This window comes from Polaribacter septentrionalilitoris, from assembly GCF_009832745.1.
GTDB lineage: Bacteria > Bacteroidota > Bacteroidia > Flavobacteriales > Flavobacteriaceae > Polaribacter > Polaribacter septentrionalilitoris.
Genome location: NZ_VRMJ01000041.1, coordinates 406,528 through 429,633 on the forward strand (window position 1 = coordinate 406,528; position 23,106 = coordinate 429,633).

Annotated in this window: 11 protein-coding genes; 5 read left to right on the top strand and 6 right to left on the bottom strand. The window is 31.9% G+C overall.

Annotated elements, in window-relative coordinates; genetic code table 11:
• Position 1 precedes the first annotated feature (1 nt).
• The 4 genes from FP421_RS12020 to FP421_RS12035 are packed head-to-tail and all read right to left on the bottom strand — an operon-like array spanning position 2 to position 5,111.
• Complete coding sequence (locus FP421_RS12020) at positions 2 to 481, bottom strand: hypothetical protein (protein ID WP_159950927.1); 480 nt, start codon at positions 479 to 481, stop codon at positions 2 to 4.
• Positions 481 to 2,673: an AAA family ATPase gene (locus tag FP421_RS12025; protein WP_159950929.1), complete on the bottom strand. Its 2,193-nt coding sequence runs from the start codon at positions 2,671 to 2,673 to the stop codon at positions 481 to 483. The genes FP421_RS12020 and FP421_RS12025 overlap by 1 nt, the downstream gene beginning before the upstream one ends.
• A 6-nt stretch (positions 2,674 to 2,679) precedes the next feature.
• Positions 2,680 to 2,898 carry a hypothetical protein gene (locus FP421_RS12030; RefSeq protein ID WP_159950931.1) on the bottom strand — a complete coding sequence of 73 codons (219 nt, stop codon included), beginning with the start codon at positions 2,896 to 2,898 and terminating at the stop codon, positions 2,680 to 2,682.
• 2 nt (positions 2,899 to 2,900) lie between these two features.
• Positions 2,901 to 5,111, bottom strand: coding sequence for a DEAD/DEAH box helicase family protein (locus tag FP421_RS12035; protein ID WP_159950933.1), 2,211 nt, complete (start codon positions 5,109 to 5,111; stop codon positions 2,901 to 2,903).
• A 53-nt stretch (positions 5,112 to 5,164) separates the two neighbouring features.
• Here FP421_RS12035 and FP421_RS12040 point away from each other — a divergent pair, with 53 nt between their 5' ends.
• The 5 genes from FP421_RS12040 to FP421_RS12060 all read left to right on the top strand — a co-directional run bounded on the left by FP421_RS12040 (position 5,165) and on the right by FP421_RS12060 (position 8,556).
• Complete coding sequence (locus tag FP421_RS12040; RefSeq protein ID WP_159950935.1) at positions 5,165 to 5,440, top strand: hypothetical protein; 276 nt, start codon at positions 5,165 to 5,167, stop codon at positions 5,438 to 5,440.
• 317 nt (positions 5,441 to 5,757) lie between these two features.
• On the top strand, positions 5,758 to 6,285 hold the full coding sequence (locus FP421_RS12045) for an acyltransferase family protein (RefSeq protein WP_394350700.1): 528 nt from the start codon (positions 5,758 to 5,760) through the stop codon (positions 6,283 to 6,285).
• Positions 6,286 to 6,396: 111 nt separating this feature from the next.
• Complete coding sequence (locus FP421_RS12050) at positions 6,397 to 7,428, top strand: serine hydrolase domain-containing protein (RefSeq protein ID WP_159950937.1); 1,032 nt, start codon at positions 6,397 to 6,399, stop codon at positions 7,426 to 7,428.
• Positions 7,429 to 7,579: 151 nt separating this feature from the next.
• Positions 7,580 to 8,296, top strand: coding sequence for a CPBP family intramembrane glutamic endopeptidase (locus tag FP421_RS12055; protein ID WP_159950939.1), 717 nt, complete (start codon positions 7,580 to 7,582; stop codon positions 8,294 to 8,296).
• A 14-nt stretch (positions 8,297 to 8,310) separates the two neighbouring features.
• The gene (locus tag FP421_RS12060; protein ID WP_159950941.1) at positions 8,311 to 8,556 is read left to right on the top strand and encodes a hypothetical protein; all 246 of its coding nucleotides are present in this window, start codon (positions 8,311 to 8,313) and stop codon (positions 8,554 to 8,556) included.
• Positions 8,557 to 8,603: 47 nt separating this feature from the next.
• Here the strand turns inward: FP421_RS12060 and FP421_RS12065 are convergent, their stop codons facing one another.
• Both FP421_RS12065 and FP421_RS12070 read right to left on the bottom strand, forming a co-directional pair.
• Positions 8,604 to 13,850, bottom strand: coding sequence for an MBG domain-containing protein (locus FP421_RS12065; protein ID WP_159950943.1), 5,247 nt, complete (start codon positions 13,848 to 13,850; stop codon positions 8,604 to 8,606).
• 169 nt (positions 13,851 to 14,019) lie between these two features.
• Positions 14,020 to 23,106, bottom strand: coding sequence for a T9SS type A sorting domain-containing protein (locus tag FP421_RS12070; RefSeq protein WP_159950945.1), 9,087 nt, complete (start codon positions 23,104 to 23,106; stop codon positions 14,020 to 14,022).

A 23,106-nucleotide genomic window follows, 5' to 3' on the forward strand; every position in this document is an offset into this window, starting at 1 on the left:
CTTAATTATTGTATAAATCAATAAACATATAGTGAGAGTTTTCTAACTCTCCTTTTTCATAAAGATTTTCTAAATATTCAAGTCCACCATTGGCATATTCTTCTATAAGTGTAACCACATCTGAGATCACTTTATTTAATTGATCTTCTTCCAGATCTTCTAATTCATTCCAGTTAATGTTTAAATCTTCTGTTTGGGTAAAAATGACCATTAATAAAAAATCTACTAAAGATGAATCTCTTTTCCATTTACCAATTTCAAGAAAATCAGAAGTTAGATTTCTAGGTGGTAGGGGTAAGCGTCTTTTCTTTTTTATGCCAGTCATCATAGCATAGATATAGAGCTCGTATATAGGTCCAAATTGGCTATATTCTGATGATCTAGCACCTTTGTTGGCTAATGCTTCAAGTAAAGGTATTCTGCTGTTAGCATATCTAGGTCTTTTTGAGACTAAATTTGATTTGAATTCTTGACTATTCATTATTTTCTTCTTTCAATTTTAGTAGTTCTTTCTATTTGTGAAGATTCTTCATCAACTTCATTTAAGTAAAATGTTTTTATAACATCACTTTTTAAAAGTTGTTGACCTAAGTCCGTTAGTTTGTCTTCTGAGTCTTTGTCATAAAGGTCTTTAACCAAAATTATACTCTGTGGGAATACATCTGGTATTGCTTCAAAGAATCCTTTGTTAAAAGCTTTACCAAATGCAGATAAAGGTGCATCCGCTAATAAAGGGTAATTGTATTGAGATGTATTTGCTGATATGATAGACATAACAACTGCAAACTTCTTCATTCTTTGGAAACCTTCAGAAGCTCCAGAAACTTCATTCCCTAAGTCATCTATATAATCTAAAGAAATACCACCAGAAGGCGATTTTTGAAATCTTAAAACACCACCTTTAATGTCATTGTACTTAATTAAGCTTTGGAAATGTTTATTAGCGTGGTCCTCTAAAAGACTAACCATTTTATCAAAAACACGTTCTTTAGCAAGAAGGGTAGCATCAACTAAATCTTTACTTATTTCATAATTTACAGTATAACCTTCTGGTATATCTTTAGGGCGTAAATTAGAAATCTCTTTTTCAGTAGTAGAAATTTGAGTTTTTAAGCGTTTAATAGTGTCTTGGAGTCTTTCAATTCTTGAAGAAGCTTGCTCCATTCTTCTTATAGCTCCTTTATACTGATTTATAATAGTTGTTGCATTGTCTATACCTTCACCTTCAGTACCTGCTATTAAAATGTCTTTTCTTTGAGATTTTAAAGCTTTTAATTCTGAACTTAATTTGTCTAGTCTCTGTTTTAATTCTAGTTCTTTTTCTCTAGTTCTTAAAACACTAGATGGTATTGAATCAAACTTGTTTAAAAAAGGAGCTGCATTTAACTGAAGGTTTCCAAAGAAGTCTTCTAAATCGTTTTTAACAAACTCTTTTTTAGTGTTATTTTCATTCGGTCTGTTTTTCAACTTCAATAAGTAGTTATATGCATCTGTTCCTTCTTTAGCATCTCTATTACATACATAACATTTCTTATCCTCAATCATTTGATCTAATGTAACAGCATCTGGTGAGTTTACAGGAAGCATTGTAAAATAATCATTAGGGTTTTCAGCTGCATTCTGTAATGCTTTTTTCTCATACCTTTTTTGTCTGAACTCTTTAATATTATTTTTAAAATCATTTATAGAGTCTTCAAAACCTAATGTAATCCAAGAGAAGTTTCCATCAAAGAATCTATTGTTAATTCCATCAAGGAAAGTGTCATAATCATCTTTTACACGTTTTAATACTTTGTTTTTCTGTGAGATTTTATCATCTAATTCTTTTCTTTTTTCAGCATTAGCAAAGTTTTGCTCTAATTCATTTTTTTCTTGTTCAGCAGATTCATATAAGGTATTAAATTCAACTAATTTTTCTGATTCTTGAATTAGTCTATCTTGTAATTCCTTTTTAACAACAATAGCTTTACCTAGTCTGTCATTATGTTTACTGGTTGCATTAGTTTGCTTATTTAAGTCCTTTTCAGCCTTTATAGCTATCTCTTTAACTATGTTAGCAATGTCTTCATATTTACTAATGTTTGTCAATGTCCTTACTGCATCTTCAATACTTGATTTCTTGCTAAAATCAATCATTTTATCTACTTCTTCCCCTTGAAAGAAAGAGTATTGCCTTAATGTAGGTAGAATGAGTTGGCTAATTACTTTTTGTTTTTCTTCAGCATCATAAACAGGTTTGTATTTAGGTAAAACATGGTCTGTTTTGTCTACCTCAATATCATCTAAAGTTATTTGCCAGCTATCAAAATCTGTTAGCTTTTCACTTATTCTTGTAGCAGTAAATGACTTAGTTATTTGGTATTTGTACCTGCCAGTAGAATACTCTATTTTAATTCCTGTTTGTACTAGTTCTCCAATTGAGGTTTCATTTTTTGCTTTATCAGAGATAATTTTAACAGCAAAGTCCTTTACATTCTTTTTCTTTTTATCATCTGAATCTAAAACCTGATCATAAAAGAGCCATAAAAAAGCATTAAAAAATTTAGATTTTCCAGCTCCATTATCAGCTACTACAATGTTAACACCATCTTCAAATTCATATCTTGTTGTATCATAATCTCCATAATAATTAAAAAAATTCTTAAAGGAAATACTATTTATTATTGATGCCATATAAATTTATATATTATGTACGTTTTTTAGTTTTTTGTATATCATAGAACGATTAAGATGATTGTCATTTTCGTTTATAATTACAGATAAGACTTCAACAATTTTTTTATTATAAGGTTTTGAAGGTGAAGTAGTAAATGTCTCTAATTCATTTTGCTTAATATCATACTTTTCCATTAACTCTGGGTCAGAAAGTATTTCTCTTAAAATTTGGTCTCTTTCCATATTTATTGTAATTCGCTTATTATAGTATCTAAATCTAAGTTATATTTTTGACATACCTCATCTAGTATTTCTTTTGAATCGTAGAAATTCATAGATAAACTTGCAAAATATCCAACTCTATTTAATTCGTTTTTAACTAAGTTTCTTTCAATATTTTGTAATTCCCCAATGTAGTTATTTAGTTTGGGTATAACTACCATATCATAGATAGTTGCATGTGTTTTATCTTTATGTTTTCTCAAAAGCCTTCCTCTTCTTTGAATAAATTGTCTTGGGTTTCCTGTACTACTTGCAAATATTCCAACTTCTGCTCTAGGGACGTCAACTCCCTCATCAAGCATTTTCATAGCGAATAAAATCTCAATTTTACCATCTTCAAAACCTCTAAGGATTTCTTTTAAGTTTTGATCGTGTGAGGTATAAGAGTTCATCTTAATTTCTGGATAATCATTATGAACTTTTATTAGATATTGATCTAAAATTTTGACGGTATTACCTTCTGAGTTTTGTACATAACCTTCAGGGATATAAGCAAAAACATATTTAGTTTTATTTATTCTTTTTAATTCGCTAATGATATGACTAAAAGCATCTATTTTATTGGAAGCTTTATGTATTATACTTTTCCTCTTGAGTAACAAAATTTCAACAATAGGATCATTTTTAAATTTTCCATTTTCAAAATCAAAAAACTTCAATAATTTTTTTGAGATCTCTGTGTATTCTTCAAATTCACATTCAGTAAGCTCAACAATAATTGGATGGTACTTATATTCTGTTAAAAAACCATGATCTAAAGCTCTTTCCATTCCAAAACTATAGGTGTAAGGTGGACTATCATTAAAAAAAGAATCAATTGCTAGGGTACCCACAGGATCATAAATTCTATTTGGAGTTGCAGAGAGTCCAATTTTTTTTGGAACTCTAACTTGTGGAAGCTTAGATTGAATGTTGTTTGCTCCCATATTATGAGCTTCGTCAGCGATTAGCAAAAAGTCTTCTTGTATTTTTTGAAATTGCTTTTGAAACCTGTCCAAAACAAAACTACCATATGTAGATATAATTATTAAATCATTCTTTAAGCCCCAAGAAAAATTACTAGAATAATTTGCGAAATCCTTCTCCCAATTGTTTCCACCTCCAACTTTTAAAATTTTTCTAAAATTAAAAGATTTAACTTCTTCTTCCCATTGGTTTAGTAATGCTATTGATGGAACTAAAATAATAGCTCTATAACTTTCATTTTCGTTATAAAGGTTTAATAAACAATTAAGCGATGTTATTGTTTTTCCAGTACCAGTAGCCATTGCAAATACACCTGAGTAATTATTTGACCTCCAGGCTTCAAAAGCTTCTTTCTGGTATTCTCTAGGGCCTTGGGGAAAAGGAAATTTAGGAGTATTTTCAATTTTATGTATTAAAGTTTCAAACCTTTCTTCTTTTTCTTTTTTTATCCTATTGACTTTTTTACTGTAAGAGTCCTTACCTAATTTTAAAGAATCATCTAAAAGATCTTTTAAATTTTTATCATTACCAACAATTCTTACTACTCTTTCTATTTCCTCGTTACCGATATGATTATAATTAGGGTGGTCATTGTTATATATTCTTTCAAAGTTATTTCTCTCTAGTTCTATTCTTTCTTTACTAACATTGCTAACCCAAGGGGCATCTAACTGAAAGCTTTCAGAGTTTTTAATTAAAGCTGATAAAGTGAAATTAATGCTGCCATCAGTAGAGATATAATCTTGACCATCAAAAAGTATCATTTTTTTACAATGCGCAAGATCAAATCCATTAAACTTAACAGGTATCAATTCTAATCTTTTATTTTTAAGTAAGTACTTTAAACAATCAAAAAAATGTTGACCTTCTTGACTTAAATTCTTTTCTAATTTACCAAGGTCATTAAAAATGTCAATAATTTTATCCTCATTTTTAACATCTACATTTTCGAGAAGATTTTCAAAATCATTGTCGCTAAGAAAATGATTTGTAATAAACCTCATTTTACCCCCATTATAGATGAACTCGGCAAAACTTTTGGAAAGTACTTTTATGGCATTAGAGCTAAAATAACCAAGTAATAAGTCTATTGTTTTAGCAATTGGAAAAGTTTCCTCATAAAACTCTAAAGGTATGTGATTTGAATCCGAACTATATTTATATGTAGGCGGAAAATTCAAATCTTTAAAAAGCAAGGTGTTTTTCATCTTTTTTTATAGCAGCCATAAATTTAAATAATCTAATCATTAAAAACAATATTATGAATAAATTAATTTTTCATCAAGACATAAATAATAATTTAATAGTAATTAATATCTCAAATTATCAAGAACTATCCTTGAGATATAGTTTTGAAGAACTAAATAAAAGAATTTTAAACTTCATTCTTGAAAATAAAATTGAAAATGTTAAGTTAAGTTTTAATAATATTTTATGTGATATTTTTATCATTAATAAAATTTTCAAAATTAAAGCTTTACTATTGTATTTTGATATTACAATTTATAGTATAGAAATATCATTTAAATTAAATTAAAAGGAACACTTTTAGGAGTACCTGTTTTTTAAATAATAAATAAAGTACTATAATCACTAATAAAATCAAAGAAGGTTCGAATCCTTCAGGGCTCACATAAACCTTACTAGAAATAGTAGGGTTTTTTGTTTTCTATAGGTTTTGTTAGAGTTTGCAGTACTTCGCAATAATTTCAATTCAATTAGATTAATAATCAAAATGCACTTTTTAGGTGTACAATTAGGTGTACCACTTTTTTTTCTGGTGTACCATTTTATAAAATCAAAATCTATGAATAATTTTAAATTAGCTGTTTTGTTTTTCTAGAGAGAAACAGAATAAATAATAAAGGAAAATGGGATCAATCTCAAAATTGGCATGGGTTTTTTATAGGTTTTCTAGCGTTTTTATTTGGCTATTTATTAGTTTATAGTGGAAATACGTTTTGGCAAACAGTGTCAAGATGGAAATGGTTATATATTGGTTTGGCAACAATCCTTTTCTTAATCCGTTTTACAGGATTTGAGTCAATATCAAATATGTACCTTACTTCTTTAGAATCTATTTCTTGGATATTAGGTGTTTTCGGAATTGGATATTGTTACCTAAATAACCCCAGTAAATTACTAAGTTATTTAAGTGCTGCTGTATATCCTGTTTATATTATTCATATGTTTGTGTTGTATTTAGGTGCATTATTAATTCTACCTTTAGATCTTCATCCTATGTTACAATTTATTGGAATTGCCGTCTTTACTTTTATAGTTTGTTTTCTAATATATGAGTTCATCTTTAAAAGAGTAAAGGTTTTAAGACCCTTATTTGGATTGAAATGGAAATTTACACGGGTAATACAAAATAAATAAAACACTTAATTTTAGCTTAATATATTGTTTTTCTTAAGTTTAGAAAAATATTGCAGACATAATACAATAAATAGAACTCATCATAAGTAAGATAATCAAAAATAGAATTTCATGAAGAAAAAACAAACAAAACTAATGATTAGAGTTATATTACTAGTAGGAACCATTGTCTCGATGTTCTTTGTTCCATGGCTTTTGGTTAAAGCATGGATACTTCCCTTACCAGATTCTGTTCAAGGTCAATTAGATGAAGCTCTTGATTATGATTTTGAAGGAATGATTGTTTACATTGATAAAGCAGGTCAAGCTCCTCAAAGTTTTGCTTCAGGTTGGCACAATAGAGAGTCCAAGATACCAGCCAAACCTAATGCTTTATTTAAAATAGCCAGCATAAGCAAACTATATGATGCAGTTGCTGTTACTAAATTGGTAAGTCAAGGACGCCTTTCTTTGGATAAAACTTTAGCAGAGTATTTGCCAGAACTGACAGGAGAAATCGAAAATACAGATAAAATTACGTTAAGATTGATGATTCAGCATAAAAGTGGTATTCCCAATTTTACAGATACTCCAAAATTTTGGGAAAATCCAATAAGAACTTACGAAGAAAACCTTACTTTAATAAAGGGTAAACCTGCCAATTTTGAACCAGATGAAGATTATGAATATTGTAACACTAATTATTTGCTGATTAATAAAATTATGGATAATGAATTAGGTTATGACAATTTTCAATTTATCAAAGAAGAAATTTTAAATCCTTTAGGTCTTAAAAATACGTTTAGTTCTCTCAAAGAAGTAAGTTTAGATAGTGTGATGAGTGGATACCATATTGGATACGCTCATGATATAAAAATGAAAGATTATGGAATGCATGCCACAGCAGAAGATGTTGGTGTTTTTCTTAGAGCATTAAATAATGGGGCTTTATTTAATGAAAGAGAGCAAGAAATCTATTCCTCTATTTATGAATATGAACATTCTGGTTGGGTTCCTGGTTATCAAAGTTTTGCCAAATATTATAAAGATATTGATGCTGTAATTGTAACATTCTATAATACCACTGACCCTAAACTCTATAATTGGAACTTATCAGAAATTATCAATAAAAGAATTTATAAAATAGTAAAAAAGCAAAAATAGCATGAAAGCACAAATTCAAGAAAGATCCATAGAAAGAAATAAAACTTGGAAAACAATCTTTCTATTTCTTGCAATCGTTATTCTTCTTACTTCACCTTTTCATTATGCCATAGTTAATTTATATCCATCACGAATATATGTTGGAGCTATAATGTGGTGTCCTGCAATTGCTGCATTTATTACCTTAAAAATAAAAGGGCGTAAGATTTCATCGCTACATTGGAATTGGGGAAGTTGGAAATATATTAGTTGGTCTTATATTGTTCCTGCCTTATATGGTATCATCACTTATATATTTATATGGATTTTCGGTTTTGGAAATTTAGCTAATAGCGAAGCCATAACAGAATGGGGAAAAGAACTTGGCTTATTTGGCATAGGCACTTTAAACCCAACATTAATAACTATCATAGCTATTATGTTGTTAGCAACTATAGAGGTTATTAGAGCCTCTGCAACAACATTAGGGGAAGAAATTGGATGGCGAGGATTTTTTATCTATGAATTAAGAAAGGTTCTTTCATTTACTGGTGTATCAATTTTTAGCGGATTGATATGGTCTTTTTGGCATTGGCCATTGCTAGTTTACTATAGTAACAATGTCCTATTAGAATTTATAACGTTCACTATCGTAATTGTTTCTATGTCATTTATCATGACGTACTATACTTTCAAATCTAAAAGTTTATGGCCTGCTGTAATTTTTCATGCGGTGAGCAATGTATATATTCAGAAAATCTTACCTCCGTTAACAACAGAAATTGAAGGAACCCAACATTGGCTTGGTGAAAACGGAATTATGTTTGCAATTGTTACCTGCATTTTTGGAATTTACTTTTGGAAAAAAGGATTGAAGGAACAATTATAAATTACTATTAGTTTGTGATTTTTTATGTTAATCACCAGATATCAAAAGAAAACGGTACATTTTATTTAGCTTTTAATCTAGATTTTCTATTCAGATTAATTGTATATAAACCTAAAGCAATTCCTGCGAAGAGCAAGAAAAGAATACCATTATCTATTGGTAGTGATGGTGTTCCAGGAGGTCCAGGAGGTCCTGGTGAGGGCGGAGGAGGCGCTATTATTAATAGTGCTTTTATAAAATTTATCATTAGGGGATTTTAAATTTTTATAACTGTTTAAGCGATATGTTAATTAAACTATTTCTATACTTAGTTGATAATTAGTTTTTTTATGTATTTACCTTTATTTGTCTCTACTTTTAAGATATAAACACTCTTTGATAGTTTGCTTACATTCAATCTTTTTTCTGAACTTCTTGAATTTTGAGTTTGCCACTTAAAAACTTCTTTACCTAAGATTGAGTAAAGTTTTATTTTTTGAATTTCAATACTATCATTGGTACTAACCACAATTTCTTTTGAACTTCTATTGTAATGGCTTTTTATTTTATTTAACAAGGTTTTATCATTAATACTCAGCGTTTCGTTTTTATTGAAAAATCGAATAAAAAACCTATTTGTATAGGTACCTTTATCAAGTGTTATTTGAACTCCTTTTGTATCAATTTTATGATATTCTTCTGTCAATTCATCATATAAGAAAACATCTTGTTCACTTAAATTCCATTGATCTATTTTAATATTAAGTGTATTATTTTTATCTAAAACTATTTCTAATGGTACAGATAATTCATTAGAAATTTCACCTACACCTGCAATAACATAAATGGCATTGTTAGAGAATTTCCAGTACGCATCTGTATTGTTTACATTAAACATATAGCTGTCATAACCATTATCATAGTCAAAAGAATTGTTTTTGTTAAATGATATACCGATTTGACGATGTATTAATTTGTTTTCATTAGAGCTATATTCAATTCCTAATTTTAAAACAGGAAGTTTATTAATCTGTTTTTTTCTTTCATTTTTAAAGAAAATAGATTGTGCACCTTCTGTGATATATTCTCTTTGACTATTGTTAAATACAATTGGGCCACCATCATCATCTCCACCAATAAAGAAACCTTGACCAACAGGTATATATTCTTTGGGTTCTCTATAAGTAAAGCCAGAACCTGAACTATATGAACAACTTATTTGTCCATCAATATCTTTTAGTTTTAAATGATCAATAGAAATATTACCCACATCATTAGAGGTAAATGTTATTGTATTTCCTTGTTCTAAACATATTGGTATTTCTTTAGTGGTATAGTTAAGTTGTAGTGGAAAATTAACGGTTCTGTTCTGAACTCCGTTCACGCTAAGAGTTAAGTTTTTACCTGTTAGTGATTTGTATCTAATTCTTAAGGTATCAATTCCTCTTGATATTCTAGAAAAAGTTATTGATTCATTAGCATTATCTAATATAACAACATTAGTTCCCAAATCATTTGTAGTAGTAGCAGCATTTAGTTCTGCATTTTCTGCTTCTAGAATAAAATCAAATGCACCTACTAGAGTTTCATCATCAGCAACAACTCCCATTGCAATATTTCTAGTAGAATAACCACCAATATAACCAGAGTAAGTATGACCATTATTGGTGTCTATTTCACTTGCATGTTGCCAAAAGTAAAGTGTACCGTTTATAGAGTTGATATTATCTTCAATAAACTTTTTTACACTGATGGCTGAAGCATAGGGATTACCGAGTAAATAAAATTCGTTTCCTCCAACAGTTGTATTAAGATTACCATCATTTGGAATACCTGTAAAGGTGTAGTTTTGAGTAGATCCTGGTCCTTTAATAGTGAAACCATCTGTATTTAAAATTGAATTTGTATTACCTTTTTGAATCCAGTTAGAAACTAATCCGTCTGAACTAGCAAAAGTATATATCCAAGTTGATGCTATTGAAATTGGAGTTGTAGTGTCTCCGTCTAAACCTTCAACAAAATTAATATCTACCACAGGTGAACTGCTAGTTGTAGGGTTTGTGCCGTCTTTTAAAACATTACTTAAAGTAAATGTATTTCCACTGCTTACTACAGGAGAGCTCATGTAATTGTATCTGAATTTACTTGGGGATTCAGAATTTTGATCTTTGTATATTTTTCCAGAGCCATTAATTTTACTAGTAGCTGTATGTGTTTGTATTAATTGAGATGAACCAGCTAAACGAATTTCGCTTGTAGAATTGTTAAAAGTGATGTTATCTGTAACTACTAATAAATTGTTGTTAATTGTTAATTTATTGCCAGAATTAATAGTGAGTTCCTTAGCACTAAGTTTGTTTGATGTTTCAAAATTTTCTGCAATAACAACTCTTCTTGTTCTATCAGGAAAACCATTATTCCAACCACCAGAAGTTCTGTTTGTTGGATTTGTTCTGTGAACTCCTATTCTAAGATTAGATTCTGCATTAGCATTAGTAATTTCTGATATTAATGGGGAATGAGGATGTCTTTCTGGTCCGCCAGAACCTAGATCTCTGTAAGCATCTAAATTGTCATCAACAAAAGCAACCCATTCTGTAGTTTCAAAATCTTTATTTGTAGAGGTTATTTGATCTGTTCTTACATAAGAGGTTGTGTTATTAATATTAAAAGCAGTTTCATATCTATTATTCCAAGATGTAGAGCCATTTACAAAACCTTTTGGATGTGTTAAAAGTAGAATGTCATTAGCGTCTGAAAAATTAGTAATATTATCATTTACTAAACCAGAATAACTAGAGCCTGTATTTGTAATTAAGATTGTTGCTCCTGGAGCTAAACCTGAAGGTATAGTATAGGTTACGTCTGGAATGACATCTGTTTGAGGTCCTGTAGTATTGTTATAAAGAGATAGTTTTATACTATTGGCAAGAATTGAATTTGTAGGATGTATATTTGAAATTTCGATTACCCTGTCTGTAGATGTCTGTAATATTTGAGTAATTAAAGGTGTACCAGAAACGTGCGCATCTCTATAGTCTACATCACCAATAGTTATAACATCACCATCAGTGTCTTGTAATGTTGTGGGGTCATCGATATTAGCATTTATATCAGAATAATTATCAGAAGTAAGTGTATTGTCAATTCCGTTATTACCAACATTTCCATCTGTTTTTCCATCAGAATTTACATCCGTTAATCCTGCGCCAGATTCTGTTATATCAAAAATACCATCATCATCAGAGTCAAAATCTACATAATCAGCATCTCCATCATTATCTGAATTGATAGCAGTTAGACCAGATCCATAAGCAGTATCTAAACCAGAACTAGAAAAAACACCATTGGGTTGAATATAATCTATGGTAGTTTGGGCTTCTATGTTATCTGGAATTCCATCATTGTCTGAATCTAAATCTTTATCGTTATTTAAACCATCACCATCAAAGTCAATAAGACTCGCAAAACAAGATTGAGGTTGGGTGCTCCAAACAAAATTATCCATACCATGTAAATCTGCTCTACTGTTAAAAATAGCACCACTTACAACACTATGAACTACAGAAACGTTTGATACAGCTGAATTTGTAATAAAACCAATAGAAGTCTCTACATTATTACCAATTAACATAGTACCTTGGCTAACATCATTACTATCAAAAATATCTACAGTTGCTGTTGCATCATTTCCTAAAAAACTACTTTGAAAATAAGCTACAAGTTGGCTCCCTGCAAAAATTTCATATTTAACTACAGTAGCAGGATCATCATTGAACGTATCTAGAATGTCTACTAAATCAAAACTAAAAGCATAAACAGGTGTTGTAAATCCAATATTTACGGTATAGACTTCACCTGGAACCAAATCTATAGAAGGTTTTACGTAAATGGCATCTCCGCTTGTACCAGATCTAAATTCTGAACCTGTGGTTTGTCTAAATTGATTTCTTCTTGTTGTTGGGTTTGCTGCTGTTGTACTAAAAGATAGTGTGCCATTTGTAAATGTACCTGTTGTTGTTGCTGCACTACCATCTGTACCAGGTGCTCCAGGCAATGAACCGAAATCATTATTTCCGTTAAGAATTGTTAAATTTAATCCTTTAGAATAGGCAGCAGCTTCAAAACCAGATTCTTGATATCCTAAACCGTTGTTAGTGTTGTCTCCAATAGCATAAATTTCAAAACCACTATCTGTATAAACGGTTTGATCTGGTTGAGGGTTTGAAGCGCCTGGAATAATACAAATTTCATCGGTATCTAAAATTCCATCATTATCATCATCTAAATCTGATAAGTCTACAACACCATCTCCATCTGTATCTTTATCTGTAATGGTAAATGTTGCAGATACAAAGGTTATTGAGTATTTAGGATTGCTAAGTGTACCTCGTGTAATGACATACTTACCTACGGTTTCTCCAGCAACTCTGCTTAAGCTTCCAGATAAGGAGTCCCCACTTTCTAAACTACCAGAAGTAATGGTGTAGGTTAGAGGAGGATCTGAATCTCCAATTTCTTTTGATACAGCATCAGCTGTAACTGTAATTGGAATTCCAGAAGAATTTTCTGATGATACAATTACATTATCTATAGAAATATCTGATTGCCAACTATTAGCTCTAATGGCTTCAAACTGAATGGTAATTACTTGACCGTCATAAGCACTTAAATCTAAAGTTTGAGGAAGCCATCCATTTCCCTGATTACCAGTTCTAGTAAACAAAGTTGTATAGTTTGTGCCTCCATTGGTACTGACATTTACATTAAAAGTTCCCATATTAGCGGCAGCATCTCTTGCATACATATGATAGTCTAACGATATTTCAGCGTTTATTTTTCCTGTAAAATCGAATTCTTTTTCTAAATGGGCTACATCTCCTAATGCTCGTGGAAATGGAGAAGTAGACATTTCTACATACATAAACCAACTTCCTTCTGAAGCACCATTTTGAGGACCTGTACCACCTGAAGGTGTACTCTGTCCATTTGTCCAGTCAAAGTCATCACCAGTACCTTGTGACCACCCATCTAATGAATTTTCAAAACTGAAACCTTGAATATTTGGAGCAGTATCATCACATAACTCTAATGTGATTGAATTAATTGTTCCTCCATCTTGAGCTGTATCATCTGTAACTTCTAAAGTCCAATTTCCTGCTGAATTTTCAGTATTAAAATCACTTAAATTACCTTCTGGAACATAAGTGCCATTTATTGTAGTGTTACTTGTAGGCAGTGTATTGCTAGAAGCATCATCAAATGTTGCTGTATAATTATTTCCATTTCCACCATTATCTGTTGATAGTTCTACTCTAGTTCCTGTAGGAGAAATTAGGTAAATGTCTAAATCGGAATTCCAAGTGTGTGAAATATTAATGGTTATATTAACATCACCAATTGTAAAACTATCTGGAACGTTTATAATTTCATTGTAGCTTACATTACCTGAAGTGCTTATAGAAGTTCCAGGATTAATAGTATAATCTGTACATGTTTGTGCATGGAGATTAAATGAAAAAATAATCAATGTAAATAGTGATATAAACCATTTACTTTTAGATTTAGGGGTCATAAAGTAATTATTTAGGGGTATTGTAAAGCTATGACAACAATACAATTAGTTTGTAAAAGTATAAAAATATTTTTAAATCACCCAAGCATTGTAAGTTTTAGTTGTATATGTAAAAAAAAGAGCAAGTAATACTTGCTCTTTTTTTTGTGATTCTTAGTGGTTTTAAAAATTATTGTTTGATAATTTTTTTTGTAAAAACTCCTTTATCTGTTTTTACTTTTACAATATATACAGTAGAGGAGAGGTTGCTTATGTCAAATTTAGATGTATGATTATTTTCTGTATTTTTCCACTCTTTAAGTCTTTGACCTAGAGTATTAAATATTTCTAGATTAGTGATGTTTAGATTGTTCTTGTTCTGAAGAATAATATGCTTAGAACTATTGTTTAGATATATATTTAATTCATTATTAATAATATTTTTATCTGTATTTAAAGCTGATTCAGATTGATTATTAAACTTGATAAAGAAACGGTCATTGTAAGTTCCTTTTTGCAGGTTAAATTCAATAGGTTTTTCTTCTGATAATTTATGGTAAATGTCAGTTACTTTATCATGAATGTAAATATCTCTATCAATATTTCTTTGATGATCTATTTCTATACTGAATGTATTGTTGTTGTCAATTACAATACTTAAAGGAACTTCAAGTTTATCAGATATTTCTGGAACCCCAGCAATAATGAGTTTTTTATCAGAAAAATCTGGGAAATGCCAATAGAAATCTGTAGATCCAATGTCGAAGACTTCACTATCATAACCGTTATCATAATCAAATGTATTGCCACTTCTAAAAGATATTCCAATTTGTCGATGTAAATTAATGTTATTAGTGCCAATATGATTGAATCCTAATTTTAAAACAGGTAATAAATCAGTTTTATTTTGGTTTTTTGTATTGGTTTTTGCAGATTTTTCACTTTTTTCATTTTTAAAGAAATAGGTTCCAGTTCCACCACCACTTCCATCAGTAACAAAAATATCAGTCTCAAAGTTTCTCATAGAGTTTTCGAATCTTACTTCACCACCACTGTGAGAAGCTGAGACAAAGAAACCTTGAGCGACAGCAATATACCTGTTAGGGGCATGATAAGTACCATCACCAATACCAGGTAAATTCCCTTCTCTGAATTTAAGATCATCAATAATTAAATTATAATCATTATCAGCAGAAATGGTAAAAGAGAAAACATCTACCCAATTTAGGGTAATGGTAACTCCATCTGTGTCTGAGTCTGTTAAAATGTGAGTAACATCATCATTACCAGTGCCGTTATCGCTAAAAGTAACTTCTACATCTTGCCCAGTTCCTTTTTTGGCGATGAAAATACTAACTACATCTACGGCTTTATTAAATGAAAGGGTTGAGGTGTAAGTAGCATCTATTTCATCATTTAAATCTAAGTAATTTCCAGTTGTATTTCCAGCTTCATCTTCTGTAGTATCTAAATCTTGTTTGTTGTTAGAAGTTGTATAAGTAACCGTAAAACCTTCTACAGTTTGTTGAACATCTGTAACATTATCGGTAGCATCTTCGAAATCAAAAGTAAAAGGAGCAACAGCAGGTACACTATTTGCTGCAATACCCATTGCTATATTTCTTTGGGAATATCCTCCTTGGTAGCCTGTTAAATTGTGTCCTTCTGAACTGGAAGGGCTAAAGCTATCTTCTCCAGTATGTTCCCAGAAATATAATGTACCATCAATTGAACTTAGATTTGTACTTATAAAGTTCACCGCATCTAATGCACTAGGATATGGGTTTCCTAATAGACTTGTTTTATTGGCAGTAAAATTGAATGTAATAGAACCATCGTTTGGCGTACCTATAAATGTAAAGTTTTGTGGGTTTTGTCCAGTACTTTTCATAGAGTAACCTTGCCCCCTTTGTAAAATACCTGTTTCGAATGTTTGTACCCAATCAGACTGTACTTGACCATTAAGGAAAGAATATATCCAATAAGGTGCAATTTTAATAGGTACATCTGGTGAAACAGTTCCTGTTGCACCATCATAAATATTACCATCTCCAGTCCAGTTGATACTTCTTGCAGTGGAAGTTTCTGAAGTGGGTACATTACCATCAAACATTACTTGGCCAACTCTAAAAGAGTTTTTATTTAACTCTCTTACTGGAGATGTCCAATAGTGATATCTATAAATACTTGGTACAATTGCAGCTTGATCTCTGTATAATTTTCCATTTCCTTGTACATTAGATAAACCAGTGTGCGTCTGTACTAATTGTCCATTTCCTAATAATTTAATTTCACCGTCTAAAATAAAATCTTCATCAAATTCTAAATATTTATTGTCAGCAACCATTAATTTTGAGCCTGATTTAATCCAAACACACTCAACAATTGCATCTTCTGTTAAAGTTGGGTGATTAGAACTGCCTTGGGCATCTATTACCATTACTTTGTCTTTATCTGCTATATTTGTTGTTGGTTTGCCAGCATTAAAACCACCATTCCATCTATCTGCTTCTACGGTTTCTGCACCAGTCCAGAAAATACCGTTTATTTCTGTAAATGTAAAATATTTTGTGCCGTTAAAATCGTAATTCGCCTCGTAAACATTTTCTAAATTTATTGTGGTAGCTGTCAATTTTATGTATTCTACGTTTGTTGTAAACGCAGCATCATCAGCTACTTTTAGGGCTTTAATAGTATATCCTGTATTTAATGCTGCATCTATAATACTTTGGCTTGCGGCTATTTGTACAGAACCTACAGAACCATTTTCAACAATTTTCCAAGTTCTTCCTAAAGTATTTTCTGGAGCACAAATAAGTTTTGATGTAGAGGTGTCTGTGTCTAATAAACCTCCATTGTCATTACCCCACATTAAGAAATCTTTATTGTTGTTAAATGAATTGGCATTAGCATTGTTTGACGCAGCTATTGCTCCTAAACCAATTGTTATTATAGCATCTGAACTAACCCCAACAGATTTAGATTGTTTTTGAATAAAATCCATAACATCATCTCTACCTATACCTGCAACATCGTTATGATAATTGCTGTTTGCTGTATAATCCCAAACTTTTGTAGATTGGTCTGCTAAAATATAATCGCCTTCTATAATATCTCCACTATAAGAAACTGAACTTAGCGTAAATCCATACTTGATTGCTAAATAACTTTCAACTGATTGTTGTTTGAGTGCAGTTGGTTTTTCGTTAAAAATCATAATTTCTGCAATTTGACCATCCCACCATCTATTACTTCCACCTCCATTGCTTCCAATACCCATATTAGCACCACTACCAGTTATGGTGGCAACTGTATTAGCGCTTGTAGAATTTAAAACTTCACCTAATTGATGATTGGCTTGTTCAAATCCGGTTGGAGAGTTTGTTGGATCTACTGCAGTACCAAAAGTATATAAAGAATAATTGTTTAAGAAATTTGGTGGATTGTTTGTAGCAAAAATAGTACCACTTGGACCAAAGCGTTGTCTCCAAACTAGAGGGTCATTTGGTGCATCATTACTTATTTTATTATGATAGTTTACATTTGATCCTTGAACAGCTTCTATAAAAACAAAAGAATTTTTATGAGTGTTTGGATTTACAACTACATAAGACCATAAATTATCATAAGTAGATCCATTTCCTAAAATACCTCCCGTAATTCTTAAGTCTTCAGAATTAGTGTCGTCAAAATCTACTACAGGGTTAAAGTTTAATAAGCCTGAACCTGAGTCTAATCTATCTGGTGCTTCTCCTGTTGGAGATGAAGCTGTAAAAGATGGTGTAGTTTGGTCTACCCAAGAGGTAACCTCATCTGAAACTTCTGTAATTCCTCTATCTGCTCTTAGCCAAAGAATACCATTTGTTATACCTGGTGTTATTGGGTCTAGAGTATCATCTCTAAAATCTACATTGCCAGTGGTTAAAACATCAGAATCTACATCTGGTAAGTCCGATTCTGGTATGTCTATTTCATCATTTACATCATAACTATCGTTATTGTCTACACCTTCAAAAATGTCTGCTAACCCATCACCATCTGTGTCTACAAAATTGCTAGGATCTACAATTCCATCTGGAACACCATCTGAAGAATTACTTGTGTTTTCATCTAAAGTGGCGTCAACAGCGTTAGATACTTGATTTTCTGAGATATCAAAAGTACCATCATTATCAGAATCTGTATCAAGATAATCTGGATTGTCTATTAAATCGTGATTGTTTGGTGTTGATAAATCTACACCTGTAATTGATCCACAAGGTGTACAATCTGGGTCGTAAGCGTCATTTAAACCATCGTCATCTGTATCTGTGTCTCCAGCAGTTGCAGGTGGGACATAACCTGTGGTAGTTTGTGCTTCTACATTGTCTGGTATACCATCGTTATCTGAATCTATATCTAAGTGATTTGGAACGCCATCACCATCAAAATCAAATACATCTGGAATTCCATTTCCGTCAGTATCAGTATAATTTGTTGTTCCTCCTGGACCTCCGCTACCATCATCTGAAGTATCTAAATAGTTTAAGGTTCCATCATTATCTTCATCACCATCAGGATCATTACCATTACTTTCGTTGATGTCTGGAATACCATCATTATCATCATCTATGTCATTAGAATTGGCAAACCCATCATCATCTGTATCTACACCTAAGATATCATCTCTATAATCTAGATCGCCACCAATTAAAACATCGCTATCTGTAGCATCGTCTAAAAAAGCATCTGTTTTTGGGTCTACGTGAATTCCATTAACATCTGTATAGCCTTGATCTGTATCTGCATTTTCTAAGTCATCTAATAAACCATTTGCCCCAACATTACCTGTAAATCTTCCTCCAGAATTTGCAGGAAGCGCTTCATTTATAATTCCTTCATCTATATCATTTGTTGCATCTCCATCAGAATCTAAATCTAAATAATCTGGAATTGTGTCTTCATCTGTATCTACAGCTGTTAAACCGGTATCATATGCTAAATCTATTCCAAATAAGTTAAAACTACCCGATGGTTGGATATAATCATTGGTACTTTGTGCTTCTATGTTGTCTGGAATTCCATCATTATCAGCATCTAAATCTAGGTAATCAAACACACCATCTCCGTCTGAATCTAAAGGTGAGCAATAGGTGAAATTACCTATGGCTAGACTTTGATCTGTAGGGGCTACTGGATTAGATCCTGTACCTGTATTAGAAAAAACTATTTGTAATTTGGTAATGTAAACAGGAATAGAAGTTATGGTGATATCTTCATTGTTGTCTCCACTTGCAGCAGCATTTTCAAATGTGTTTACGTCTGTTAGTGTTATAGATGTTGCACCTAGATTGTAATCGGCTGGTTGCAAAGTATAAGTACTACCATCTTGTTGTGTAATTACAATTTCGACTTTGTCTTTAGAAGTTCCGCCAGCACCATTATCTTCATCGATATCATAGATAGTAAAACCTAAATCTTTTACAGGTACTTTAAAAGTAAATGTATGTCTTGATGTTGCAGCAATTGCAGCTCTTTGTGTAAATATATAAGCATTTGTTCCATTAGATACAGTTGCATCATTATCAATTTCATAAGTACTATCACTACCAACTGTAGTGGTTCTAGTAATTGTAATGTCTACTTTACTTTCTGTAGTTACACCTCCATTTAAAGTTGTTGGGTCTTCTGTGGTTGTGTTGCCACCAAACTCACTGGTATCTCCCCAGTCTAAAATTTTATCAGCTCCAATACAATCTCCATTAGTACTTATTTCTATTGAATCTAAAATACCATCATTATCGTCATCTAAATCTATTTCATCATTTACACCATCTCCATCTGTGTCTATAGTGAATGTTTCGTCTCTGTAATCTAGATCTCCTCCAGAAAAGACATCATTATCGATATCAGGGAAGTTATCGGTTTGTGAGCCATCAAAATTACCATTTACATCTGTATAATTATCTCCATTGTCATAAGCATTGTCTAGACCATTGTTACCAACAATACCTGTTAATGTAACTCCAGCTTCTGTATTGTCTAACAAACCATCGTTGTCTGAATCTAGTTCTAAATAATCTTCATCACCATCACCATCTGTATCTTCTGGTGTTAAACCACCAGTATAAGCTGTGTCTACTCCATTTGAACCATATACTCCATTAGGAATAATATATCCATTTGTAGTTTGAGCTTCTATATTGTCTGGAATACCATCGTTATCTGAATCTAAATCTTTAAAATCTGGGATTCCATCTCCATCTGTGTCTTTAGATCCTGCACATTCTTCGTTGATATATGAGATATTATCAAAAACAAAATTATCTCCAGCTCCAACACCATTAAGTGTAATTGTTATTGTTGTAATTGGATTTGATGGATTATAATACCCAAAATGATTGTAAATGTTATTACCAACTGTAATAGAAGTTGTACCATCTATTGTGTTTGTTACAGACCCTGTGCCACCAACATAAACAACTGAGCTATTCCAAATATCAGTTCCATCTACATTAATGGTTAATTCTGATAACCCTGTTCCATCATGAATGTCTCCAAGTTTTATAGCAAATCCAACTGTTGGATTGTCAAAGGTAATAGTTATAGTGTTTGGTGTACCACCAACAGGGACTTGTACATGTTGGGCAGGAGAAAAAGGTGAAATACCATAAATTGAGGCTGCATTGTTAATTGTTGCAGTTGTAGGGGTGTGACTCAATGTGAAACCACTGTATGATAAAGAGTTGATATTATCTCCAGGTGTAAAGGAATCAAAATTTTCTAGGGTAGTTATTGAGGAAAAAGTAGTTAATACATTTTCCCATTCTGTGGCCTCAGTATCTGTGGTTAAACCTGTTTTTGAAAAAGTGATGCAATTATCATTTTCTACAGTATCTAAAATACCATCATTATCATCATCTAAATCAACCACATCAGGAATACCATCATTATCATTATCTGAGAATTGAGTAGAATCGTCTCTCCAGTCTATTTGACCACCTGAGGGATTGTCTGGAAAATCATTGTAAGGAGTGTCATCAAAATTACCGTTAACATCTGCATAATTATCTCCATTGTCATAATTAGAGTCTAAACCATTGGCTCCTGGACTTCCGCTTAAAGAGAGGTTTGCTTCAATTCTATCTGAAGTACCATCATTGTCTGAATCTAAATCTAAATAATCTGGTGTATCTATAGTATCGTGATTGTTAGGCGTTAATCCTAACGAACCAGCAGCACCAGTGTCAAAAGTTGCGTCATATCTATCATCTAAACCATCTCCATCATCATCTGTGCCAAGAGGAGCCTCATAGCCCGCTGTTGTTTGAGCTTCGATATTGTCTGGGATTCCATCATTATCTGAATCTAAATCGAGTTCATTTGGGATGCCGTCATTATCATCATCACAAGTAATTACAAAACCTTCGAAACTAACATTGTCTATTTGTAGTGTTCCTCCATCATCAACTTCTAACCGAATTCGAATATATCTAGCAACTCCGTCTAATTTGTATTCTTTGTTTTCATCTGTTCCTGTAGCTGTCCACGTAAATATTTTTTGATTAGAAAACGTAATATTATCAGCAGATTGCTCTACTCTCATTGTGTGATTAATGTTTACGGTAACAGAAGATTCTATGAAAATTATAGTATTGTCTGCTACATCTGTATCGCTATTTAAATCGATAGTTAAGCTGTCTCCAACATCATTTAAAACAGCATAGGTGTCTCCAGAGCCAATTGCATTAGCAGAATTTGTGATACTTGTTTCGGCTTGAATCCCTGAAGCATTGCTTGCAGACGTGGAGGAAGTTGTACATTCTATAGTATCTAAAATTCCATCATTATCATCATCTATATCTACATTGTCTAAAATTCCATCACCATCTGTATCCTTACCAACAGTTGTTGCATTATCTCTCCAATTTACATCTCCACCAACTGTAGTGTCTGGGAAATTATCGGTTTGAGTGTTATCAAAGCTTCCATTGGAGTCTGTGTAGTTGTCGCCAATATCGTAAGCGTTATCTAAACCATTTTCTCCAAATTCTCCAGTAAGTATAGAATTAGCTTCGATTTCATCACTTGTACCATCATTATCTGAATCTAAATCTAAATAATCTGGAATGGTATCTACACCACTATCTGTATTTACAACAGTATAACTTGTTGCGCTTGGAGTATCGTTATTTTCGAAGGCACTATCTAACCCATTAGCGCCTACAACACCAGTTGGAGTTATATAAGTAGCAGTAGGCTGGCCTTCTATGATGTCTGGTATTCCATCATTATCGGCATCTAAATCTAAGTGATTTGGTATACCATCTTTGTCAAAATCAAAAATATCAGGAATACCATCACCATTAATATCATTATAATCGGTTGTACTTCCATCAGAAGTTCCATTGTCATCTCTGATATCTAAATAATTAGGAAGTAAATCTCCATCTTCATCCCCTAAAGGGTCGTATGTTGTACCACTAACCGTTAATTCGTCTGTATCTAAAAGACCATCATTATCATCATCTATATCTACAGTATCAGGAATTCCGTCTCCATCAGTATCTAATTCGTCAAGAGCATTAAGTTCTGCAGCAATATGAAGTGGCTCAACAAATAGGTTTTCTGGTGTAGTTGTTCCAATGCCTGCGTAAGCAGAATATTCTCCAGGAAAAACATTTAAAACCATTGTATCATCCACATCAGGATCTCCTATAAAATAAAAGAAAGTTTTTCCCCAAGAATCTTGAGTTAAGCCAGATACTACTTGTCTTGGTTGTAAGTTGGCTGCATTTCGTCCAATTTGGTAATCGAATTTCGTTTTGTAGGTTCCTCCATAGTATTCATCATTGGCTACACCTCCATCAGGGTTGCTTATGGCAGTCATAGTATAAAGGGTCAATCTGTAAACTTTACCAGATACAATATCTCCCATTGAAGTTCTTACTGACTCTTCTGTTCCGTTACCTCCCAAATCTTTCATAGTAATCCAGGTTTGATCACCAGTTGGAGGAGGAAGAAGAGTTGCTGACCAAGAGGCTTCTTCTCCAATAGTTCCTTGACCACCAGCAGAGGTTGCGTTAGAAATATCTGGTGTACCTAAAAAATCTAACCACCCTGTTGGTGTACAGTCTCCACATGTGGTTGCAGATGAGCCTGTGCTTGGTATGGTTTGTGCGTTTGTATTATTGGTTAAACTTAAAGCAAATATTATAAGTATAGCAAAATGGAGTTTATTATTTTTTAAGTTTTGAATTCCCCCAAATTCAAATACCTTTGAAATAATACTTTTCAT